The organism is Nocardia sp. NPDC127526 (genome assembly GCF_042672265.1).
In the GTDB taxonomy this organism is placed as follows: Bacteria; Actinomycetota; Actinomycetes; order Mycobacteriales; family Mycobacteriaceae; genus Nocardia.
In genome coordinates this window covers 1-17093 of the sequence record NZ_JBHXVO010000018.1, presented here as the reverse complement: position 1 = coordinate 17093, position 17093 = coordinate 1, and the positions used below count along the sequence as shown (strand labels likewise).

16 protein-coding genes are annotated in these 17093 nt (G+C 69.2%); 6 read left to right on the top strand and 10 right to left on the bottom strand.

The annotated features are described in order from the left end of the window. The first annotated feature begins 45 nt into the window (after window positions 1–45). A complete protein-coding gene (locus tag ACFVIV_RS25375; protein WP_379200359.1) occupies window positions 46–1077 on the top strand; it encodes an ATP-dependent 6-phosphofructokinase in 1032 nt (343 codons plus the stop codon). Between the two features lie 73 nt (window positions 1078–1150). Here the strand turns inward: ACFVIV_RS25375 and ACFVIV_RS25370 are convergent, their stop codons facing one another. Together ACFVIV_RS25370 and ACFVIV_RS25365 are read right to left on the bottom strand one after the other, a co-directional pair. Beyond that, window positions 1151–1351 (bottom strand): DUF397 domain-containing protein, encoded by a 201-nt coding sequence (locus ACFVIV_RS25370; protein ID WP_379200357.1) that lies wholly within the window; start codon window positions 1349–1351, stop codon window positions 1151–1153. Continuing rightward, the gene (locus ACFVIV_RS25365) at window positions 1348–2229 is read right to left on the bottom strand and encodes a helix-turn-helix domain-containing protein (RefSeq protein ID WP_379200355.1); all 882 of its coding nucleotides are present in this window, start codon (window positions 2227–2229) and stop codon (window positions 1348–1350) included. The genes ACFVIV_RS25370 and ACFVIV_RS25365 overlap by 4 nt, the downstream gene beginning before the upstream one ends. Before the next feature lie 371 nt (window positions 2230–2600). Here ACFVIV_RS25365 and ACFVIV_RS25360 point away from each other — a divergent pair, with 371 nt between their 5' ends. Beyond that, the gene (locus ACFVIV_RS25360; RefSeq protein ID WP_379200353.1) at window positions 2601–2777 is read left to right on the top strand and encodes a hypothetical protein; all 177 of its coding nucleotides are present in this window, start codon (window positions 2601–2603) and stop codon (window positions 2775–2777) included. 4 nt (window positions 2778–2781) lie between these two features. On the opposite strand, the gene ACFVIV_RS25355 is transcribed toward ACFVIV_RS25360, so the two are convergent. The 3 genes from ACFVIV_RS25355 to ACFVIV_RS25345 all read right to left on the bottom strand — a co-directional run bounded on the left by ACFVIV_RS25355 (window position 2782) and on the right by ACFVIV_RS25345 (window position 7813). Then, window positions 2782–5676 (bottom strand): protein kinase, encoded by a 2895-nt coding sequence (locus ACFVIV_RS25355; RefSeq protein ID WP_379200351.1) that lies wholly within the window; start codon window positions 5674–5676, stop codon window positions 2782–2784. Between the two features lie 73 nt (window positions 5677–5749). After that, window positions 5750–6415, bottom strand: a complete 666-nt coding sequence (locus ACFVIV_RS25350) for a response regulator (RefSeq protein WP_379200349.1) — start codon at window positions 6413–6415, stop codon at window positions 5750–5752. Window positions 6416–6586: 171 nt separating this feature from the next. After that, window positions 6587–7813, bottom strand: coding sequence for a sensor histidine kinase (locus tag ACFVIV_RS25345; RefSeq protein ID WP_379200348.1), 1227 nt, complete (start codon window positions 7811–7813; stop codon window positions 6587–6589). 167 nt (window positions 7814–7980) lie between these two features. Here ACFVIV_RS25345 and ACFVIV_RS25340 point away from each other — a divergent pair, with 167 nt between their 5' ends. Continuing rightward, on the top strand, window positions 7981–8655 hold the full coding sequence (locus ACFVIV_RS25340; protein ID WP_379200346.1) for a hypothetical protein: 675 nt from the start codon (window positions 7981–7983) through the stop codon (window positions 8653–8655). A 149-nt stretch (window positions 8656–8804) separates the two neighbouring features. Here the strand turns inward: ACFVIV_RS25340 and ACFVIV_RS25335 are convergent, their stop codons facing one another. Next, the gene (locus ACFVIV_RS25335) at window positions 8805–9020 is read right to left on the bottom strand and encodes a hypothetical protein (protein ID WP_379200344.1); all 216 of its coding nucleotides are present in this window, start codon (window positions 9018–9020) and stop codon (window positions 8805–8807) included. Window positions 9021–9116: 96 nt separating this feature from the next. On the opposite strand from ACFVIV_RS25335, the gene ACFVIV_RS25330 reads away from it, so the two are divergent. Continuing rightward, a complete protein-coding gene (locus ACFVIV_RS25330) occupies window positions 9117–10442 on the top strand; it encodes an alpha/beta-hydrolase family protein (RefSeq protein ID WP_379200342.1) in 1326 nt (441 codons plus the stop codon). A 163-nt stretch (window positions 10443–10605) separates the two neighbouring features. Here ACFVIV_RS25330 and ACFVIV_RS25325 read toward each other — a convergent pair whose 3' ends face one another. After that, the gene (locus tag ACFVIV_RS25325) at window positions 10606–12660 is read right to left on the bottom strand and encodes an ADP-ribosylglycohydrolase family protein (protein ID WP_379200340.1); all 2055 of its coding nucleotides are present in this window, start codon (window positions 12658–12660) and stop codon (window positions 10606–10608) included. 156 nt (window positions 12661–12816) lie between these two features. Between ACFVIV_RS25325 and ACFVIV_RS25320 the strand changes: the two genes are divergently transcribed. Then, the gene (locus tag ACFVIV_RS25320; RefSeq protein WP_379200338.1) at window positions 12817–13698 is read left to right on the top strand and encodes an SDR family NAD(P)-dependent oxidoreductase; all 882 of its coding nucleotides are present in this window, start codon (window positions 12817–12819) and stop codon (window positions 13696–13698) included. A gap of 71 nt (window positions 13699–13769) precedes the next feature. Here ACFVIV_RS25320 and gatA read toward each other — a convergent pair whose 3' ends face one another. Both gatA and gatC read right to left on the bottom strand, forming a co-directional pair. Beyond that, window positions 13770–15239: an Asp-tRNA(Asn)/Glu-tRNA(Gln) amidotransferase subunit GatA gene (gene gatA / locus ACFVIV_RS25315; protein ID WP_379200336.1), complete on the bottom strand. Its 1470-nt coding sequence runs from the start codon at window positions 15237–15239 to the stop codon at window positions 13770–13772. Further along, window positions 15236–15532 (bottom strand): Asp-tRNA(Asn)/Glu-tRNA(Gln) amidotransferase subunit GatC, encoded by a 297-nt coding sequence (gene gatC / locus ACFVIV_RS25310; RefSeq protein ID WP_379200334.1) that lies wholly within the window; start codon window positions 15530–15532, stop codon window positions 15236–15238. Before gatC ends, gatA begins: the two co-directional genes overlap by 4 nt. 226 nt (window positions 15533–15758) lie before the next feature. Between gatC and ACFVIV_RS25305 the strand changes: the two genes are divergently transcribed. Continuing rightward, on the top strand, window positions 15759–16409 hold the full coding sequence (locus tag ACFVIV_RS25305; protein ID WP_379200332.1) for an amino acid-binding protein: 651 nt from the start codon (window positions 15759–15761) through the stop codon (window positions 16407–16409). Between the two features lie 84 nt (window positions 16410–16493). Here the strand turns inward: ACFVIV_RS25305 and ACFVIV_RS25300 are convergent, their stop codons facing one another. Then, window positions 16494–16991 (bottom strand): GNAT family N-acetyltransferase, encoded by a 498-nt coding sequence (locus tag ACFVIV_RS25300; protein ID WP_379200330.1) that lies wholly within the window; start codon window positions 16989–16991, stop codon window positions 16494–16496. Window positions 16992–17093 lie beyond the last annotated feature (102 nt).

Sequence of the window (17093 nt, the reverse complement as noted above, 5' to 3'; positions counted from 1 at the left end):
GGGGTGCGCCCCACGGACTCCCGGACTCGGGGCAAGATAGGTCACATGCGCATCGGAGTCTTGACCGGAGGCGGGGACTGCCCTGGCCTGAACGCCGTGATCCGAGCCGTCGTTCGTACCGCGAACGGCCGCTGGGGGGATGCGATCGTCGGCTTCCAGGACGGGTGGCGGGGGCTACTCGAGGATCGCAAGATCCAGATCCTCAACAACGACCGCACCGACCGGCTGCTCACCAAGGGCGGCACCATTCTCGGCACCGCCCGCACCAATCCGGATGTGCTGCGCGCCGGATTGGGCCGCATCAAGCAGACTCTCGACGACAATGGCATCGACGCGCTCATCCCCATCGGCGGCGAGGGCACGCTGACCGCGGCCAGCTGGCTGGCCGACGAGGGCGTGCCCGTGGTGGGCGTGCCCAAGACCATCGACAACGACATCGACTGCACCGACACCACCTTCGGGCACGACACCGCCATCTCCATTGCCACCGAGGCCATCGACCGGCTGCACACCACGGCGGAATCGCATCAGCGCGTCATGCTGGTGGAGGTCATGGGCCGGCATGCCGGGTGGATCGCCATCAACTCCGGTATGGCCTCCGGCGCGCACCTGACGCTGGTGCCCGAGGTGCCCTTCGATGTGGACGAGATGTGCGCCATGATGAAACGGCGCTTCCAGCGCGGGGATTCGCATTTCATCTGCGTGGTGGCCGAGGGGGCCACGCCCGATCCCAAGTCCATGAGCCTGCGCGACGGCGGGATCGACGAGTTCGGGCACGTGCGGTTCACCGGCGTGGCGCAGCAGCTGGCGCCGGAGATCGAGCGGCGCATCGGCAAGGAGGTGCGGGTGACCGTGCTCGGCCATGTGCAGCGCGGCGGCACGCCCACGCCGTATGACCGGGTGCTGGCCACGCGTTTCGGCGTGCATGCGGCAGAAGCCGTGCACGCCGGACAATTCGGGCAAATGGTGGCCTTGCGCGGGACCGAAATCGAACTGGTGGCGTTGTCGGAAGCCACCAAACAGCTGAAACTGGTTCCGCAGGAACGCTACCGGGAAGCTGCGGCCTTCTTCGGCTGACCTTCGTCGCCTATGGATCGGGGCCCCCGCATTTGCGCGAGGGCCCCGATTCGTTTCCGTTCCGCGCCGCGCGCTAGCGGCGATCGAAGCGCCCGGTCACCAACGCGGTGGTGAACCGATCCCATTCGGCCGGACCGAAAAATAATTTCGGACCGGTCGGATTCTTGCTATCGCGTACTCCCACACCGCTGTCCAGGAACGCGATTTCCACGCATTCCTTCGCCCCTGTGCTGCGGGCGCTCTTGAACCACCGGACACCGGACGGTTCGTTCACGTCGCGTACTCCTTCGCTGCCTTCCGCAAGAGATCCCTACTGCTCGCCTCATCCAGCGCCGCGCGCTGGAGGGACTGGTACGCCTGGTGATACCTCTCGACCGCGGCCTGCTTCTCGAGATACAGGTCGCCCAGAAAGTTCTCCAGGTACACCACGGTTGGTTCGACCGGTCGGTTTCCGCTGTCCCGGCCGAATTCCAGAATCACGAACGGCCCGACGGTATGCCCGATCGGGACGCCCGCGGAGAAGGGTAGTACACGAACCGCTATCGATGGCAGTGTCGACATGTCCGCCACGCGCCGCAATTGCGCCGCCATGATCTGCGGAGCGCCCACGACCCGGCGTAATGCGGTTTCGTGGATCACCACCTCGAAGGTGGCGGGGCTGCGTTTTCTGGTCAAAAGGGACTGGCGGCGCATCTTCAACTGCACCCGGCGATCGAGTTGGTCGGCGGCAGCATCCGGCCAGTAATCGCTGATGAGAACGCGTGCGTAGTCGGCGGTCTGCATCAGGCCGGGGATCAGATCGGGTTGATAGGAGATCAACGCGCGGGCCGAGGCCTCCAGGCCGACATACACATTGAAGCCCTCGGGAATGAGGTCGTCGTATTCGTGCCACCAGGACTTGACACTGGCCTGCTGGGCCAGCCCGAGCAGGGCGGCGCTGAACTCCTCGTCGAAGTCGTAGATACGGCACAATTCCCGGATATCGAGCACCCGAATCTTCTCGGCGTTACCGGTTTCCAGGCGCTGGAGTTTCGATTCGCTCCACTCCATCAGGCCGGCCGCCTCGGCGATGGTCATATTGCATTGCATGCGCCCCTCGCGCAGGTATCGCCCCAGTTGGCGGCGCGGCAGAGTGGAACCATGGTCGGACATCGAATCCTCCCCCACGAAGGCGGTTTTCGGTCACTGTGAACGATGCTCCCATGCGTTATGAATGCTGACCTGGCGGTTTCGAAAAACTCCGCGGCGGTGTGTGGTTTCGATTGCTGTGTCGTCGCCGGAGTGCTGTACTTCGAGGCGCGCCCGGTGAGAGCCGGAACCCTGATGTCTGGACCACTCGTCCCCGAGCCGGGCGCACCAAACAACCCATACGTGCCAGTGAACAACTGTCGGCGAGCACGCGTATTCCCCATGCGAGCGGCCGAATCTCGATACGCTTGCCTCAGGTCCGACGCAGTGGCCGCCCGTGCACCAGCGCCGGACCGCTATTTGCACAGGACCCTGCGCTGCATCCGGCGGACACCATGATGTATCTCTTCGACTGCACCATCGACCCCGGCGACCTAACCCTCCCCCAGGCCCACCAAGCCATGCAGATCCACATGTGCTGCACCGTCGACAACTGCCTGGTGCGCCGCCGCGCCCGCCAGATCCTCGTCGACACCGGCCAAATGGTCCTGGCCCAAGACGCCGTCCCCTGACCCCTCACCCGCCCAGCGTCACCACCACCAATGCCAGCATCAACACCAGCGCCACCACCGCCAGCCCCAACACCACCATCGCCGTCGTCTGCGACGCCTCGGCCCGCGGCCGCTCCCGCGGCCCAACCAATCCCGGCGGATACCCCCCACCCGGCTGCTGCCCATACCCCGGCCCGAACCCACCCCCGCCGGGATACGCCCCGAACTCCCCACCCAGCACCGGCGGCACCCGCCCCACCCCGCTCCCCTCGACTTCATCGCCCGTCCACGCAGGCGCCACCCGCCCCGTGCCACTGCCTTCGGCCTCATCGCCCACCCAATGGGGCGCAACCACCCCCGGCCCGCTGCTCTCGACCTCATCGCGCACCGGCACGAACGCCCCCGACTCCGGATGCCTCAGCTCTCCAGCGGGATACGGCTTCGCACCCGCCACCGAGCCGGTCTCACCGCTGTCGTTCACCGCGGACTCACCCTCGTCCCCCGCCAGCGGCATCACATCCGTCCGCGCCCGCGCGCGCTCCACCGCCTCCGCCGAGCCCCGCTCCCCGCCCGCCGGATAGACAACCGACCCCGGCCCATCCCCGGCCGCTCCTACCTCCTCCGCGCCGGAGTCCCCAGCCGCACCGGCTGTCGTCCGGAATGGGTGCTCGCCGGCATCGCTGAGTCGGGATGCCTCCCGCACACCTGGCTCTCCAGCACCGACATCACCCGGATGCGATGCGTCATCGCCTGATTCGGGCGTCGGGCCCACTCCGAATAGACCCGTCGTCGAATGCGGCGAATCTTCGTCCGGATGGTCGGGCTGCCCCGGGCCGCGAGCGGCGTCGCCCGCCGCAGCGAGTTCGGCATCGCGGCCGCGTGGCCCTGCCGAACCGGCCCGCTGCACCGCAGCCGATTCCCCCGGCAACGGCTCATCACCCTGCGGCGAAACCTCCGGCGCGCCTGCGGCATCTCCGGCGTCGGCCGCCCGTCCCGCCGACGCCCGGCCCGCCCACTCGGGCCCAAGATTGGCCGCGATCGCCGCTTCCACGGCTTCATCGTCATACCCGCCCGGCGGCACCGGCTCGGTCTGCTGTGCCCCCGCGTCGTGCTCGGGCGAACCTGCTGTCGCAGTCGAATCCGGCTGTGAGGCTGGGGAGCCGGGGCGCAGGACTGCCCCGGATTCGGGCGACATGTCCGAAGTCGAGGAACGTGCGCTCGCTTCGAATTCGTCGTTCCGCTGCTGCGGCTCGCTGGCGACCGGGGGCGCAGATGCCTCGTCACCGCGGTGCGCCGGCTCACGCCGTGCATGCTCGGGCAGCCCGGACCGATCCGCTGTCGAGCCACTGGACTGCCTTGCGGCTTTACCGGATTCGGGCGACGCGGCCACGGGCCCGCCGTACCGGAACTCAGGCGGCGCGCCAGCGGCCGGGCTCGCCTCCCCCTCCTGCTCAGCGCTCGCGGGCATCGATGTCTGGTCACCGCGGTGTGCGGACTCACGCGGTGCGTGCTCGGGCTGCCCGGGCTGTTCCGTTGCTGCCTCACCGGAGTGCGCAGCGGCTGCACTGGATTCGGGCGGACCGCCCGGCTCCGGCTCCGATATCTGCGGGCCGGAGGGTGTGGTCGCGTGCGGGCTTCGTCTTGCGTCGTCGTCGGATTCGGGTGTGGTCGATTCCGGTGGCGGCGCGGGCGCTCCGGGCTGGGGAAGCAGGTCGGTGCGCTGTTCGGAGGGATCGGGCGAGCGCTGCGCGGGCGGCGCGGGCTGTGGTCGATTCGGAGGAGCGGCGGGCTGCGGGGGCGCGGCGGCATAGCCCGGGGCAGGTGGGGAGGGTTGCGGAGCGTAACCCGGGGCCGGATAGCTTTGCGGCTGAGGTGGATAGCCGGGGGGCGGATAACCCTGTTGCGTGGCCGGATAGGCGGGGGGCGGGTATGCCTGGGGCGCAGGGTAGTTCGGCGGGGCGGATGGGTAGCCGGGCTGTTGGGTGTAACCCGGCGGCGGGGCTTGGTATCCCGGTTGGTAGCCGGGTTGGGAGGTGGGGGCGGGGGGGTAGGTGGTGCCCAGTGGTTGTGGGGGCGTGGGGATTCGGGGGTCGGTGAGGGCGCGGCGGGCGGCCTTGGCGAAGGCGGTGCAGGAGGGGAAGCGGTCGGTGGGGCGTTTGGCCATGGCCTTGGTGAGGACGGCGTCCATGGCGGGGGTGAGGCCGGGGCGGCGGAGGCTGACCGGCGGGGGGAGGAGTTGGAGGTGGCCGCGGATCAACTCGGCGGGGTGGGGGGAGTCGTAGGGGCCGATGCCGATGAGGAGCCAGTAGAGGGCGCAGGCCAGGGAGTACTGGTCGGTGGTGTGGTCGAGGTGGGCGCCGGTCATCTGCTCGGGGGAGGCATAGGCGAGGGTCGCGGTGAACATGCCGGTCTGGGTGAGGTGGGTGGAATCCTCACGCAGGCGGGCGATGCCGAAGTCGGAGAGGAAGACGCGTTCGCCGTGGCCGGCCACGGCGCGGGCCAGAATGATGTTGGCGGGCTTGACGTCTCGGTGCAGGACGCCGCGGGAGTGGGCGTAGTCGAGGGCGGCGGCCACGCCCTCGATGATCTGCACCGCGCGCTCGGGGGGCAGGATGACGGGGTTGACGCTGGCGGCATCGATACCGTCGACGAACTGCATGGAGATCCACAGTTGATCGTGTTCGGTGCCGCGGTCGTAGACCTCGACGATATTGGGGTGGTCCAGCTGCGCGACCAGGTCCGCCTCGCGCTCGAAACGCGCGCGGATCTCCCTGTCGGCGAACAGTTCCCGGTTCAGCAGCTTGAGCGCGGTCAGCTTCCCCAGCCGGGGGTGGCGGGCGAGATAGACCGAGCCCATCCCGCCCTGGCCGAGCAGCCGCTCGATGGTGAAACCGGCGAACACGTCACCGCTGTTCAGCACTTACGACCCCCTTTTCGGTGACGTACGGATCCGTGAGCCTACCGCCGGCGCGCCCGCGCGCCACTGCTCCGGATCAGCCGGGGGTGACCAGCCCGGATTCATAGGCCAGCACCACCGCCTGCGCCCGATCGCGCAGATTCAGTTTGGCGAAAACCTTCGAAACATGCGTCTTCACCGTCTGTTCCGCGACGAACAGGCTCTCGGCGATCTCGGCATTGGACATACCGCGCGCCACCAGTTCCAGCACCTCCCGCTCGCGCGGCGTGAGCGCGGACAGCGCGGGCGCCGGGGCGCGGCGAGTGTTGTTGCGGCGCCGGGTCACATCGGCGATGAGCCGGCGCGTCACCGTCGGCGCCAGCAGCGCGTCGCCCGCGGCGACCACGCGCACGGCCCGCACCAGCTCCTCCGCGGGCGCGTCCTTGAGCATGAACCCGCTGGCCCCGATGCCGAGCGCCTCGTAGACGTAGTCGTCGATATCGAAGGTGGTGAGCATGAGCACCCGCACCGGCGGATCGAACCCGGCCGCCAGAATCGCGCGCGCCGCATCGAGCCCGTTCATCTCGGGCATGCGCACATCCATGAGCACCACATCCGGGCGCAGCCGCTTCGCCTCCGCCACAGCGGTTTTCCCGTCGGGCGCATCACCGATGACGCTGATATCGGGCTGCGCGGCCAGCAGCGCCCCGAAGCCCGCACGCACCATCGCCTGATCGTCGGCGATCAACACCGTTATCGCCATAGTCCCACCTCACGCACGCAACCGAGTTTGCCATGCCCGGCGACCTACAGCCGCCACCACGGCAGCTTCGCACCCCGACACGCTGGTAGGGACATCGGCACACAGATCTCCGCCGGTTGCGGAGCATCCGCAACCGGCGGCAACGACGGCAGCTCGGAGCCGAGGGGCGCGCTAGATACCGGACTCCAGTGCCACGGCGCCACCCTCACCTGCGAGGACAGGTGCGAGCGGCAGCTCGGCGTGCACCACGAACCCGCCATCGGGCCGGGGCGCGGCGCTGAGGGTGCCGCCGACCGCGGTGGCGCGGGCCTGCATACCGGTCAGACCGCTGCCCGGCGTCCCCGAGGGGTCGGCGGGCCTGGCGCCAATGGCCGGGCCGTTCTCGACGGTGAGGGTCAGCGCCGTGCCGACGGCGATGTGCACCCGCACCGGAGCGCCCTGCGCATGCCGCGAGGCATTGGCGAGCGACTCCTGGACGATGCGGTAGAGCGCCAGCCCGGTCGTATCCGGAATGCCCGCGAGCACGCCGTCGATGCTCCAGGCGAGCGGCACCCCGGCCCGCTGCGCGCCCTCCAGCATGGCCTGCACATCGGCGGCGGTGGGCTGCGGCGCATGCTCGGGCAGCTGCCCGTCACTCCGCAGTACTCCCAGCAGCCCGCGAATCTCGTTGAGCGCCGAGCGCGCCCCGGTGCCGATGGATTCGAATTCCGCCCGCGCCTCCGGGGACAGATCATTGATCCGGTACGGCGCGGTCTGCGCCTGCACCACCACCATCGACATGTGATGGGCCACCACATCGTGCAGGTCGCGCGCGATACGGGCCTTCTCCTCCAGGATCGCCCGGCGGGCCCGCTCCAGCTCGGTCACCTCCTCCTGCCGGACCAGGGCCTGGCGCGAGGACACCAGCCAGCGCACCAGCAGGCCCAGCACCACCAGCCCGGTAATGGCCACCGGCCAGCCGAAGCCCGCATCGGAGAAACTGTCCCCGGTCGCGGCCATGGTGGTGCCGAACAGCAGCGAGGTCGCCACCCACACCACGCCGACCAGCTGCATGGGCGATTGCACCGCCACCGCGAACACCAGCGCGAACAGCGCCAGGATGTGGATCACCTGGAAGGGCAGCGCATTGCCCGGCTGATGCGGGATGGCCAGCGCGATGAGCAGCGCGGATCCGGCGGAGATGGCCCAGCCCAGCGCCGGGTTCGCCCGCACCAGCAGGATCGGGAAGGCGGCCAGCCCCGCGATGAAGGGCTGCGCCGCCGCCGGCACCTGATGGGTGAGGTGCAGGGTGGGCCAGGCCACCGCGATGAACACCAGCGCCACCAGCACCGTGACCGCGTCGAACCAGAGTCGCGCGTTTTTGAGGCGGCGCTTGGGCGCCAGGGATGTTCCGAGCATGTCTACGACACTAGAAACCATTACGGCTCCAGACCTCATACGGCCGGGGTATCTGCCACCCCCTACTCCGGTATCACCCTCCCATCCTGCTCCCCCGGCCCGCGCATGCGGGAACGGCCCCGCAGCGTGAGGCGGCAAGATCACCCCGATTTCTAGCGTCGTTTCCCATGAGAGCGATCCGTTTGGCCTCCGCCGCGACCATGCTGTTCTCCGTAGCCGTGGTGTTCGCACCCGCCACCGCCGTCGCGGCCACCGCGCCGGCCGCCCCCGAGGACACCGCCGCCCGCCGCGCCATCCTGGAATCCACTGCCGCGCACCCGGATCCGGCCGTCATCCCCGCCGATTTCGAGGCCGAGTTCGGCTACCGCCCCGTCCTCGAATCCGGTCTGCTGGTCAACCCCCGCGGCGACTGCTCCTCCCCCGTCCCGCTGCCCGCGGAATTCGATCTCGCCTGCAAGGCCCACGATTTCGGCTACGACCTGCTTCGCTACGCCGACGCCCACAACCAGCCGCTCGGCCCCTGGGCCCGCCAAACCCTCGACGCCGGCCTCGAACAGCGCATGCACGCCTCCTGCGCCACCCGACCCACCACCTACACCCGCACCCAATGCCAGGTCATGGCCGGCATCGCCACCACGGCCGTCGACCTGAACTCCATCCGCCAGAACTACGGCGTCCCGGTCCACGAGGCCATGTTCGACGACACCTCCGACACCGTCCCGGCCCCGCTGCGCATCGCCGGATTCGCCCTCGCGGCAACCGGCTCCCTCGCCCTCCTGCTCTTGCTGATCCGCACGGCCCGCGCCCGTCGCGTCGACCTGACCGTTCCGGCGGTGGCGTGATGACCGACATCCGCACCGGAGCAGCCGACGAAATCATCCGAGCAACCGAGCAGAAGTCACGCTCGTCATCGGAGCACCTCCACTCGCCATCGGAGCACCTCCACTCGCCATCGGGGCACCTCCACTCGCCATCGGAGCAGCCCCATCCGTCATCCCGGCATGCTCTTGGCCGGGATCCACACCAGCCCAGTAGATTCCGGCCAAAAGCACGCCGGAATGACGGGGAAGATCTGCGCCATGCAGGAGAGGATCCGCGCCGGGCCGGGGAAGACCTGCGTCATGCCGGGCCAGACCTGCGCCATGCAGAGCCAGAGCTGCGCCATGCAGAGCCAGAGCTGCGCCATGCAGAGCCAGATCTGCGCCATGCAGGGGAGGATCTGCGCCGAGATGCCGGGGCTGATCGACGGCCAGGCATGCGGCGTGGAATGCGCGGGCCCGCATCGTGGCGTGAGCGTGGCGTCATGGCGTGGCCGCGGGTGGGTACCACCGCGGGGGTTGGGCTCGGGGTGCTCGCGTCGCTGGCTCCCGGGCTGTTGCCGCGCACGGCGTCGGCGCAGGCGGTGTTGACTTCGCTGCTGGTGATGCTGGCGCTGGCGGGAGTTGGACTCACTCGGGTTGTGCTGCGCCGCTTGCGGATCGAGACCTCGCGATGGGCGCGGTTCCGGAAGCCCATGCTCGGGGTGACCGCGATTCTGGTGGTCGCGGCCATGCTGCGGGCGGGGTATTGGCAGAACCAGCTGCGGGATGTCATGGGGGTGGCGCGGATCGGGGCCGGGTACTGGCTGCACTGGGGTGTGGGGACGATGCTGATCGTGGGTGCGGTTGCGGCGGGCTGGAGTGGGCTGCGCTGGGCCGCACGGCGATTGGGGCGGGCACGGGCGGTGGCGGGGCTCGTCGTGCTGGGTGTGGCCACGCAGCTCGTGGTGGTGCCCGGGATCGTGGACTGGCGGCAGGCCGCCTACGCGGCCGCTGACGCTCGGTTCGATCCCGCTGTGGTGCAGCCGGTTTCGCCGACGCGGTCGGGGAGTCCGGAATCGGCCATCAGCTGGCCGGCGTTGGGGGCGCAGGGGCGGCGGTTCGTCGCCGGGGATCCGGGGCAGGGGGTGCGGGTGTACGTGGGATTGCATTCCGCTCCGGATCTGGATTCCCGGGTGGAGCTGGCGATTCGGGAGTTGGAGCGGTCGGGCGGGTTCGAGAAGCGGAATCTGGTGGTGACCGTGCCGACCGGGTCGGGGTGGATCGATGGCGAGGCGGCCGCCGGGATCGATCAGCGGTTCGGCGGGGATGTGGCGCTGATCGGGTTGCAGTATTCGGCCGCGCCGAGCTGGGTGACATTCCTGTTCGGGCGGACCGCCGCACAGGAGTCGGCGCGGGCACTGTTCACCGCGATCGAGGAACGGGTCGCGCACATGCCGGATCCGCCGCGGCTGTTCGTCTACGGGCAGAGTCTCGGTGCGCTGGGCGGCAGTTCGATCTTCGCGAACGACGCCGCGCAGGATCGGCGCACCTGCGGCGTGCTGTGGGCCGGGCCGCCCGCCGGGCAGGTGCATCGCGCGGGTGCGACGGTCCTGGCCAATTCTTCCGACCCGGTGGTGCATTGGTCGCCGTCGCTGCTGTGGAAACCGCCGGATCTCGCGGGCACGCGCCCGGATGCTCCGATGCCGCAATGGATCCCCGGCGTCAGCTTCGTGCAGACCGCCGTCGACCTGCTGGGCGCACTGGATGCCCCGGCCGGGCACGGTCACCGTTACGGCGCAGATCAGGGCACCGCAATCCCCGACTGCTAACCGGCGCTGGTGCCCAGCGCCTGGTCCCAGAGCACCAAGCGCCCGAGCGCCTGGTCCCGAGCACCGGGTAATCAAGCGCCAGATCCCGAGCACGGGGTGCCCCAGCGCTGAGGCCCGCGTGCCGAGGCCCGAGTGCCCAACCCGGATCTCGGTGCGCGCCCGCCTATCCCGGATACCGGGTGTACCACTCGTCGGTGGGCTCGCCGTAGGCGTTGCGCGGCGGGTTCGGCCCGAACTCCCGGCAGAAATCGTTGGCCAGCCGCTCGATGATGGGGGCCGCGTCGAGCCCGGCCCGCCACTGCTGCGGCATTGCGCTCACCCCGAATCGCGCACCGAGCAGCGCCCCGCAGACCGCTCCGGTGGCGTCGCTGTCCCCGGAATGGTTGACCGACAACAGGACTCCATTGCGGAAGATCTGCTCCGGGGTCCCGCCGACCGATTCCGCGCACAGGGCGGCATACACGCCGATCGCCAGGGCTTCGGGCCCGACCACACCCGAACCCAATGACTCGAGCACTTCCAGCGCGGGCATCGGACTCCCCAACCGCGCCGATCCGTGCGCCAGTCGGATGGCGGCGGCCAGCGCGTGCGAGGTCTCCTCGTGATCGCGATGCCGAACCAGCTCGGCGCGCGCCTGTTCCACCGCCGCCCGCAGCTCCAGGCCGCGGCACAACCCGAACACGATGGCGGCGAGCGTCCCCGCGGGCAACCACCCGCCCGGATTCCCGTGCGTGATCGCCCCTGCGTCACAGGCCGTTTCGAAGGCGTACTCCAGTGAATGCGTGAAACCGAACGGCACCGACCGCACCACCGCCGCGCAGCCCTTGGAATCATTGATCGGCCGATTGCGCGTCCCCAGCGGCGCACTCGGCTGCAACTGACCCGCCACCCGCTGCATGGCCGTGGTGGTCGTATGCGTCGGACCGCGATAGCTCATGAGCTCCGCATAGCCGGTCAGCCCGCTGCGCAGCAGCAGCGGCTGTTCGGGCACCGTGATCCCCTGCCCCTGCAACCACACCAGCAGCGATTCCTGCACCAGCCCAACGGTGATGCCTTGAATCAGCCCGTCGGTGGCGTCGCCGAGCCCGCGGGCGCGCACCCGGACCGACCCGCGAATGAGCGCGTCCATGGTGAACAGCGTCAGCTGCGTCTCATCGGAGATCTTGCCCCGGTAGCTGTTTCGCTCACCGGTCACGCCCCGCGGCCCGAACCGCTGCTTGATATCGCGCAGCAGCAGCATTTCCACCGGCGCGCCCAGCGCATCGCCGATGGCGCTGCCGAGCAGGCAGCCGTGCACGAGCTCGAGATGCGCCGGCACCCGCCGGATCGGCGCGGCCGCCACCGGCAGCGGCCGGGTATCGGTCAGCACCGGAGCCGCCGGCGGCGACACGACCTGCAATGCGGCCTGGGCGAATTCGGTGCAGGAGGCGTATCGGTCCTGCGGATCCTTGGCCAGCCCCCGCGCCAGTACCGCGTCCAGCGCTTGCGGCAGTTTGGGATTGACCGAACTCGCCGGCGGCGGCGCGGATTGCAGATGCCCGAGCATGACGGCGGCGATATTGTCCGCGTCGAACGGCCCTGCGCCGGTGAGCAACCGGTACAGCGTGCAGGCCAGCGAGTACTGATCGGAACGGTGATCCAGGGGCACCGCGCTCAGCTGCTCCGGCGAGGCGTAGGCCAGCGTCGCGGTCAGCGTCCCGGAGCGGGTGATGGGGGCGTTGCCGAGCACGCGGGCAATCCCGAAGTCGCTCAGCAGGACTCGCTGGGAGAACCCCGCACCCGCCCCGGCGGAGTGCGACAGCAGGATATTGGCGGGCTTCACATCCCGGTGCAGGACGCCTTTACCGTGCGCGTAATCCAGCGCGGCCGCCGTTTGAACGATGATCTGCACCGCCCCTTCCGGCGTGAGGTTGTCCGGCCCCAGATCCGCCCCGTCGACGCCGTCGACGTACTGCATGGCGATCCACAGCTGCTCGCCCTCGGCGCCGCGGTCGTAGACGGTAATGATGTTCGGATGATCCAGCTGTGCGACCACATCGGCCTCGCGCTCGAAGCGGACACGAGTCTCGTTGTTGCCGAACATTTCCGGATGCAACAGTTTCAGCGCCGTCAGCCGCCGCAGTCGCGGGTGATGCGCGGCGTACACCGATCCCATCCCGCCCCGGCCCAGTTCACGGTCGATCACATAGCCCGCGAAAACTTCCCCCGGTAGCAGCATTCCCCAATCCCTCTTATGGCGTCTAACGGGTCGCAGCCTACCCGTCTCCACGATATCGCCGCAGCGAGACGGCCTCGCCCCCTGGTTCGAGGGGCATGTCAACCACTTTGGCAAATTTGTCTCGAGACAAACAGGTCTCGCAAGGAAAGGACTTCGATGACTCGAACCTGGTTCATTACCGGCGCAAGCCGCGGGCTCGGCCGCGCGTTCACGGTCGCGGCCCTCGCGGCCGGCGACCATGTCGTGGCGACCGTGCGCGATCCACACGCCCTCGACGATCTGGCCACCGAGCGGCTGCGGGTGCTGCCGTTGGACGTGCGCGATCGCAAGCAGGTGTCCGACACCGTGGCGGCGGCCTTCGAGTTCACCGGGTCGCTCGACGTGATCGTGAACAATGCCGGTTTCGGCCTGGTCGGCGCCATCGAGGAGCTGACCGAGGATCAGATTCGCGATCAGATGGACACCAATTTCTACGGCGCGCTGTGGGTTTCGCAGGCGGCGCTGCCGCGGCTGCGCGCGCAGGGCTCCGGGCACATCGTGCAGATCTCGACGGTCGGCGCGGTCGGCTCGCTGCCGCTGTTCGGGCTGTACAACGCCAGCAAATGGGCTCTGGAGGGCTTCAGCGCCTCGCTGGCCGATGAACTGCGCCCATTCGGCATCAAGGTGACCATCGCGCAGATGGGCGGCTTCGACACCGATTGGGCCAAGTCCAGCATGAAGTTCGCCGCAGGCATTCCGGCGTATCAGGAAGTGCGCACCGCCATCCTGGGCATGCCCGACTATCCGACCCCGGAGCTGGTCGCCGAGCTGACCGCCGCGGCGCAGGACGCCCCGGCCGAGCCCGCCGAACCCGCCGAGGGCGAATGGGTCGAAGCCGCACCGGAAGTCGGCGCGGCCGCCCTGCTGGAGCTGGTGAACGATCCGAACCCGCCGCTGCGCAGGATCATCGGCCCGGGCGCGCAGACCATGGTCGCCATGGCCCTGGATCAGCGCCGCCTGGACTACGCCACCGACCCGGAATTCACCTGGCCCGCCTGAAAGACTTCGGCTCCCGGCCGATGTCTCCATCGGCCGGGAGCCGAATCGGCTTCTCCCGCTCGGGCGATCGCTCAGGCGATGGGCCCGCGCGCCGCCTCGTAGGCCGCGCCGACCCGGTACAGCCGGTCGTCGGCCAGCGCCGGGGCCATGATCTGCAGACCCACCGGCAGCCCGTCGTCCGCGCTCAGCCCGGACGGCACCGACATGGCGCAGTGCCCGGCCAGGTTGGTCGGCAGCGTGCACAGGTCCGACAGGTACATGGCCAGCGGATCGTTGACCTTCTCGCCCAGCTTCCACGGCGTGAACGGGCTGGTCGGCGAGACCAGCACGTCGACGGTCTCGTAGGCCCGGTCGAAGTCCTGCGCGATGAGCGTGCGCACCTTCAGCGCCTGCCCGTAGAAGGCGTCGTAGTAGCCCGCCGACAGCGCGTAGGTGCCGATCATGATGCGGCGCTTGACCTCCGGGCCGAACCCGGCCTCGCGGCTGAGCGACATGACCTGGTCGGCGCTGTGCGTCCCGTCGTCGCCGACGCGCAGGCCGTAGCGCATGGCGTCGAAGCGGGCCAGGTTCGAGGACACCTCCGACGGCATGACCAGGTAGTAAGCCGACAGCGCGTGCTCGAAGTTGGGGCAGGACACCTCGATCACCTCGGCGCCCAGATCCTTCAGCTGCGCGACGGCGGCGTCGAAGGAGGAGATGACGCCCGGCTGGTAGGAGTCGGAGTGCAGTTCCCGCACCACGCCGACCTTCACGCCCTTCAGATCGCCCTTCGCGCCCTCGCGGGCGGCGGCCACGACCGGGGCCACCGGCACATTGCGGGAGGTGGAGTCGCGCGGGTCGTATCCGGCGATGACCTCGTGCAGCAGCGCGGTGTCCAGGACCGTGCGACCGCACGGGCCGCCCTGATCCAGCGAGGACGCGCAGGCGACCAGGCCGTAGCGGGACACCGTGCCATAGGTGGGCTTGGTGCCGACGGTCGCGGTGACCGCGGCGGGCTGGCGGATGGAGCCGCCGGTATCGGTGCCGATGGCCAGCGGGGCCTGGTACGAGGCCAGCGCCGCCGCCGAACCGCCGCCGGAGCCGCCCGGGATCCGCTCCTTGTCCCACGGGTTGCGGGTGGGGCCGTAGGCGGAGTTCTCGGTGGAGGAGCCCATGGCGAACTCGTCCATATTGGTCTTGCCGAGAATCGGGATGCCGGCCTCGCGCAGCTTGGTGGTGAGCGTCGCGTCGTACGGCGCCACCCAGCCCTCGAGAATCTTCGACCCGCAGGTGGTCGGCATATCGGTGGTGGTGAAAACGTCCTTGAGCGCCAAGGGAACACCGGCCAGCGGCGAGGCCACCCGGCCCGCGGCGATGGCCTGATCGACCTCGGCGGCGGTGACGAGCGCCTGCTCGCCGGCCACGTGTAGGAAGGCGTTGATCTCGCCGTCGACCTCGGCGATGCGCCGGATGTGCGCCTCGGTCACCTCGACCGAGGACACCTCGCGGGCGTGGATCTTCTCGGCCAGCTCGAAGGCATTGAGCTTGGTCAGGTCGGTCATTCGCCCTCCCCCAGAATCTGCGGAACCAGGAACCGCTGCTCCTCGACCGCGGGAGCGCCGGACAGCGCCTCATCCGGAGTCAGGCACGGCTGCACCACATCCGGGCGCGTCACATTGGTCTCCGGATTCGGGGACGCGGTGGCGGGAACGTCGGCGGCGACCTCGGTGATCTGCTTGACGTGGGTCAGGATCGAATCCAACTGACCGGCGTAGAGATCGAGTTCGTCGTCGGTCAGGGCGAGCCGGGACAACCGGGCGAGGTGTGCAACCTCGTCCCTGGAGATGGCGGGCACCGCGGGACCCCTTTCAGCATGGTTCTTGCGTGTGATTCGGCCAGACACAGCCTAGCGAGTCGTGCCCGGCTGGACTGTCCGGCCCCGATAGGTAACCATTCGGTAAGTGGCTCGGGTCACTCTGGTTGCTTCGATTCGATAACCGGCTACCAAGGGTGTAAGTATTGGCGAAGCCGGGTATCCACCCCAAGGTTTCGGTCGCTGAGGAAAAGAGAGAGGAAGGCACGTGTCTTACCTGCTTCGCGTGCAACTTCCGGATCGGCCAGGCAGTCTCGGTTCGCTCGCGCTCGCGCTGGGTTCGGTGGGCGCCGACATCCTCTCGCTGGATGTGGTCGAACGCGGTGACGGCTTCGCGATCGACGACATCGTGGTGGAGGTCCCGCCGGGCGCGCTGCCCGACACCTTGATCACGGCGGCCGAATCGCTGCACGACGTGCAGGTGGACTCGCTGCGGCCGTATTCGGGAATGCTGGATACGCACCGCGAGCTGGAGCTCATCGATCAGGTCGCCAATGCCCGCGACGATCGGCTGCAGGTGCTCGTCGACGGCGTGCCGCGGGTGCTGCGCGTCGGCTGGAGCACCGTCATCGATATCGGCCCGCAGGGCGCCTACCGCGTGGTGGGTTCGCAGAGCGCGCCGTCCACCCAGGCGGGTTCGGCGCCGTGGATGCCCCTGGAAAAGCCCGCGGTCCTCGACGGCGAAGCCGAATGGGTGCCGCAGCTCTGGCGGGACATGGACACCAAGCTGGCCGCCGCGCCGCTGGGCAATACCGGGAAGGTGCTGCTGTTGGGCCGCCCGGGCGGACCGGACTTCCGGCCCTCGGAGGTCGCGCGCCTGGGCTATCTCGCCGGGATAATCGCGACCGTTCTCGGATAAGACTCCGGTGCCCTCGGGCACCCTGCCGCCGTTTCGCGTCGGTGCGCCTCGTGCGCACCGGCGCGGAATGCTTTATGGCGGAGGTCAGTTCAGCGGCATGCGCATGACGGTCAGCGGGGTGCCCGCCATGGTCAGCCAATCCCGTTCCGGCACATGGATGAAACCCAGTCGGTCGTACATGCGGCGGGCGTCCTGCATGAGCGGCATGGTGGTGAGGACCACCGCGTCGAAGCCTTCCGCGCGAGCGATATCGATCACATGACGCACCAGCGTGGACCCGACGCCGAGCCCGCGGGCGGTCTTGGCCACGGCCAGCATGCGGAACTCGAGCTCGCCCGGACGAGCGATATCGGCGAACGGGGTACCGGGCGTGGCGACGGTGAGCGATCCCACGATCTGGCCGTCGTGGACCGCCACGAGAATGCGCGCGGTCTCCGCCCGGGTATCGGTATCGGCGAGTTCCGGGACGTAGTCGCTATCGGGGTTGATGTACCCCTCGCCCACATAGACGTCGACGGTGAGCGCACCGACCGCGCCGTACTCCTCGGGAGTCGCCTGCCGGATCTCCACCGCGCCGCTCATGAACCGCCTCCGTTGTCGTCGTCTTCGAGATGATCGAACGGCGACGCCGGTGCGATATTAACCCCCCGCGTCGCCGTGTAAGTATTTACCGAACCCTCTACG

Coding starts and splice junctions, on each gene's coding strand:
- ACFVIV_RS25375 (WP_379200359.1), top strand. CDS start 46: ATGCGCATCGGAGTCTTGACCGGAGGCGGGGACTGCCCTGGCCTGAAC.
- ACFVIV_RS25365 (WP_379200355.1), bottom strand. CDS start 2,229: ATGTCCGACCATGGTTCCACTCTGCCGCGCCGCCAACTGGGGCGATAC.
- ACFVIV_RS25360 (WP_379200353.1), top strand. CDS start 2,601: ATGATGTATCTCTTCGACTGCACCATCGACCCCGGCGACCTAACCCTC.
- ACFVIV_RS25350 (WP_379200349.1), bottom strand. CDS start 6,415: ATGGCGATAACGGTGTTGATCGCCGACGATCAGGCGATGGTGCGTGCG.
- ACFVIV_RS25345 (WP_379200348.1), bottom strand. CDS start 7,813: ATGCTCGGAACATCCCTGGCGCCCAAGCGCCGCCTCAAAAACGCGCGA.
- ACFVIV_RS25340 (WP_379200346.1), top strand. CDS start 7,981: ATGAGAGCGATCCGTTTGGCCTCCGCCGCGACCATGCTGTTCTCCGTA.
- ACFVIV_RS25335 (WP_379200344.1), bottom strand. CDS start 9,020: ATGGCGCAGATCTGGCTCTGCATGGCGCAGCTCTGGCTCTGCATGGCG.
- ACFVIV_RS25330 (WP_379200342.1), top strand. CDS start 9,117: ATGGCGTGGCCGCGGGTGGGTACCACCGCGGGGGTTGGGCTCGGGGTG.
- ACFVIV_RS25325 (WP_379200340.1), bottom strand. CDS start 12,660: ATGCTGCTACCGGGGGAAGTTTTCGCGGGCTATGTGATCGACCGTGAA.
- ACFVIV_RS25320 (WP_379200338.1), top strand. CDS start 12,817: ATGACTCGAACCTGGTTCATTACCGGCGCAAGCCGCGGGCTCGGCCGC.
- gatA (WP_379200336.1), bottom strand. CDS start 15,239: ATGACCGACCTGACCAAGCTCAATGCCTTCGAGCTGGCCGAGAAGATC.
- ACFVIV_RS25300 (WP_379200330.1), bottom strand. CDS start 16,991: ATGAGCGGCGCGGTGGAGATCCGGCAGGCGACTCCCGAGGAGTACGGC.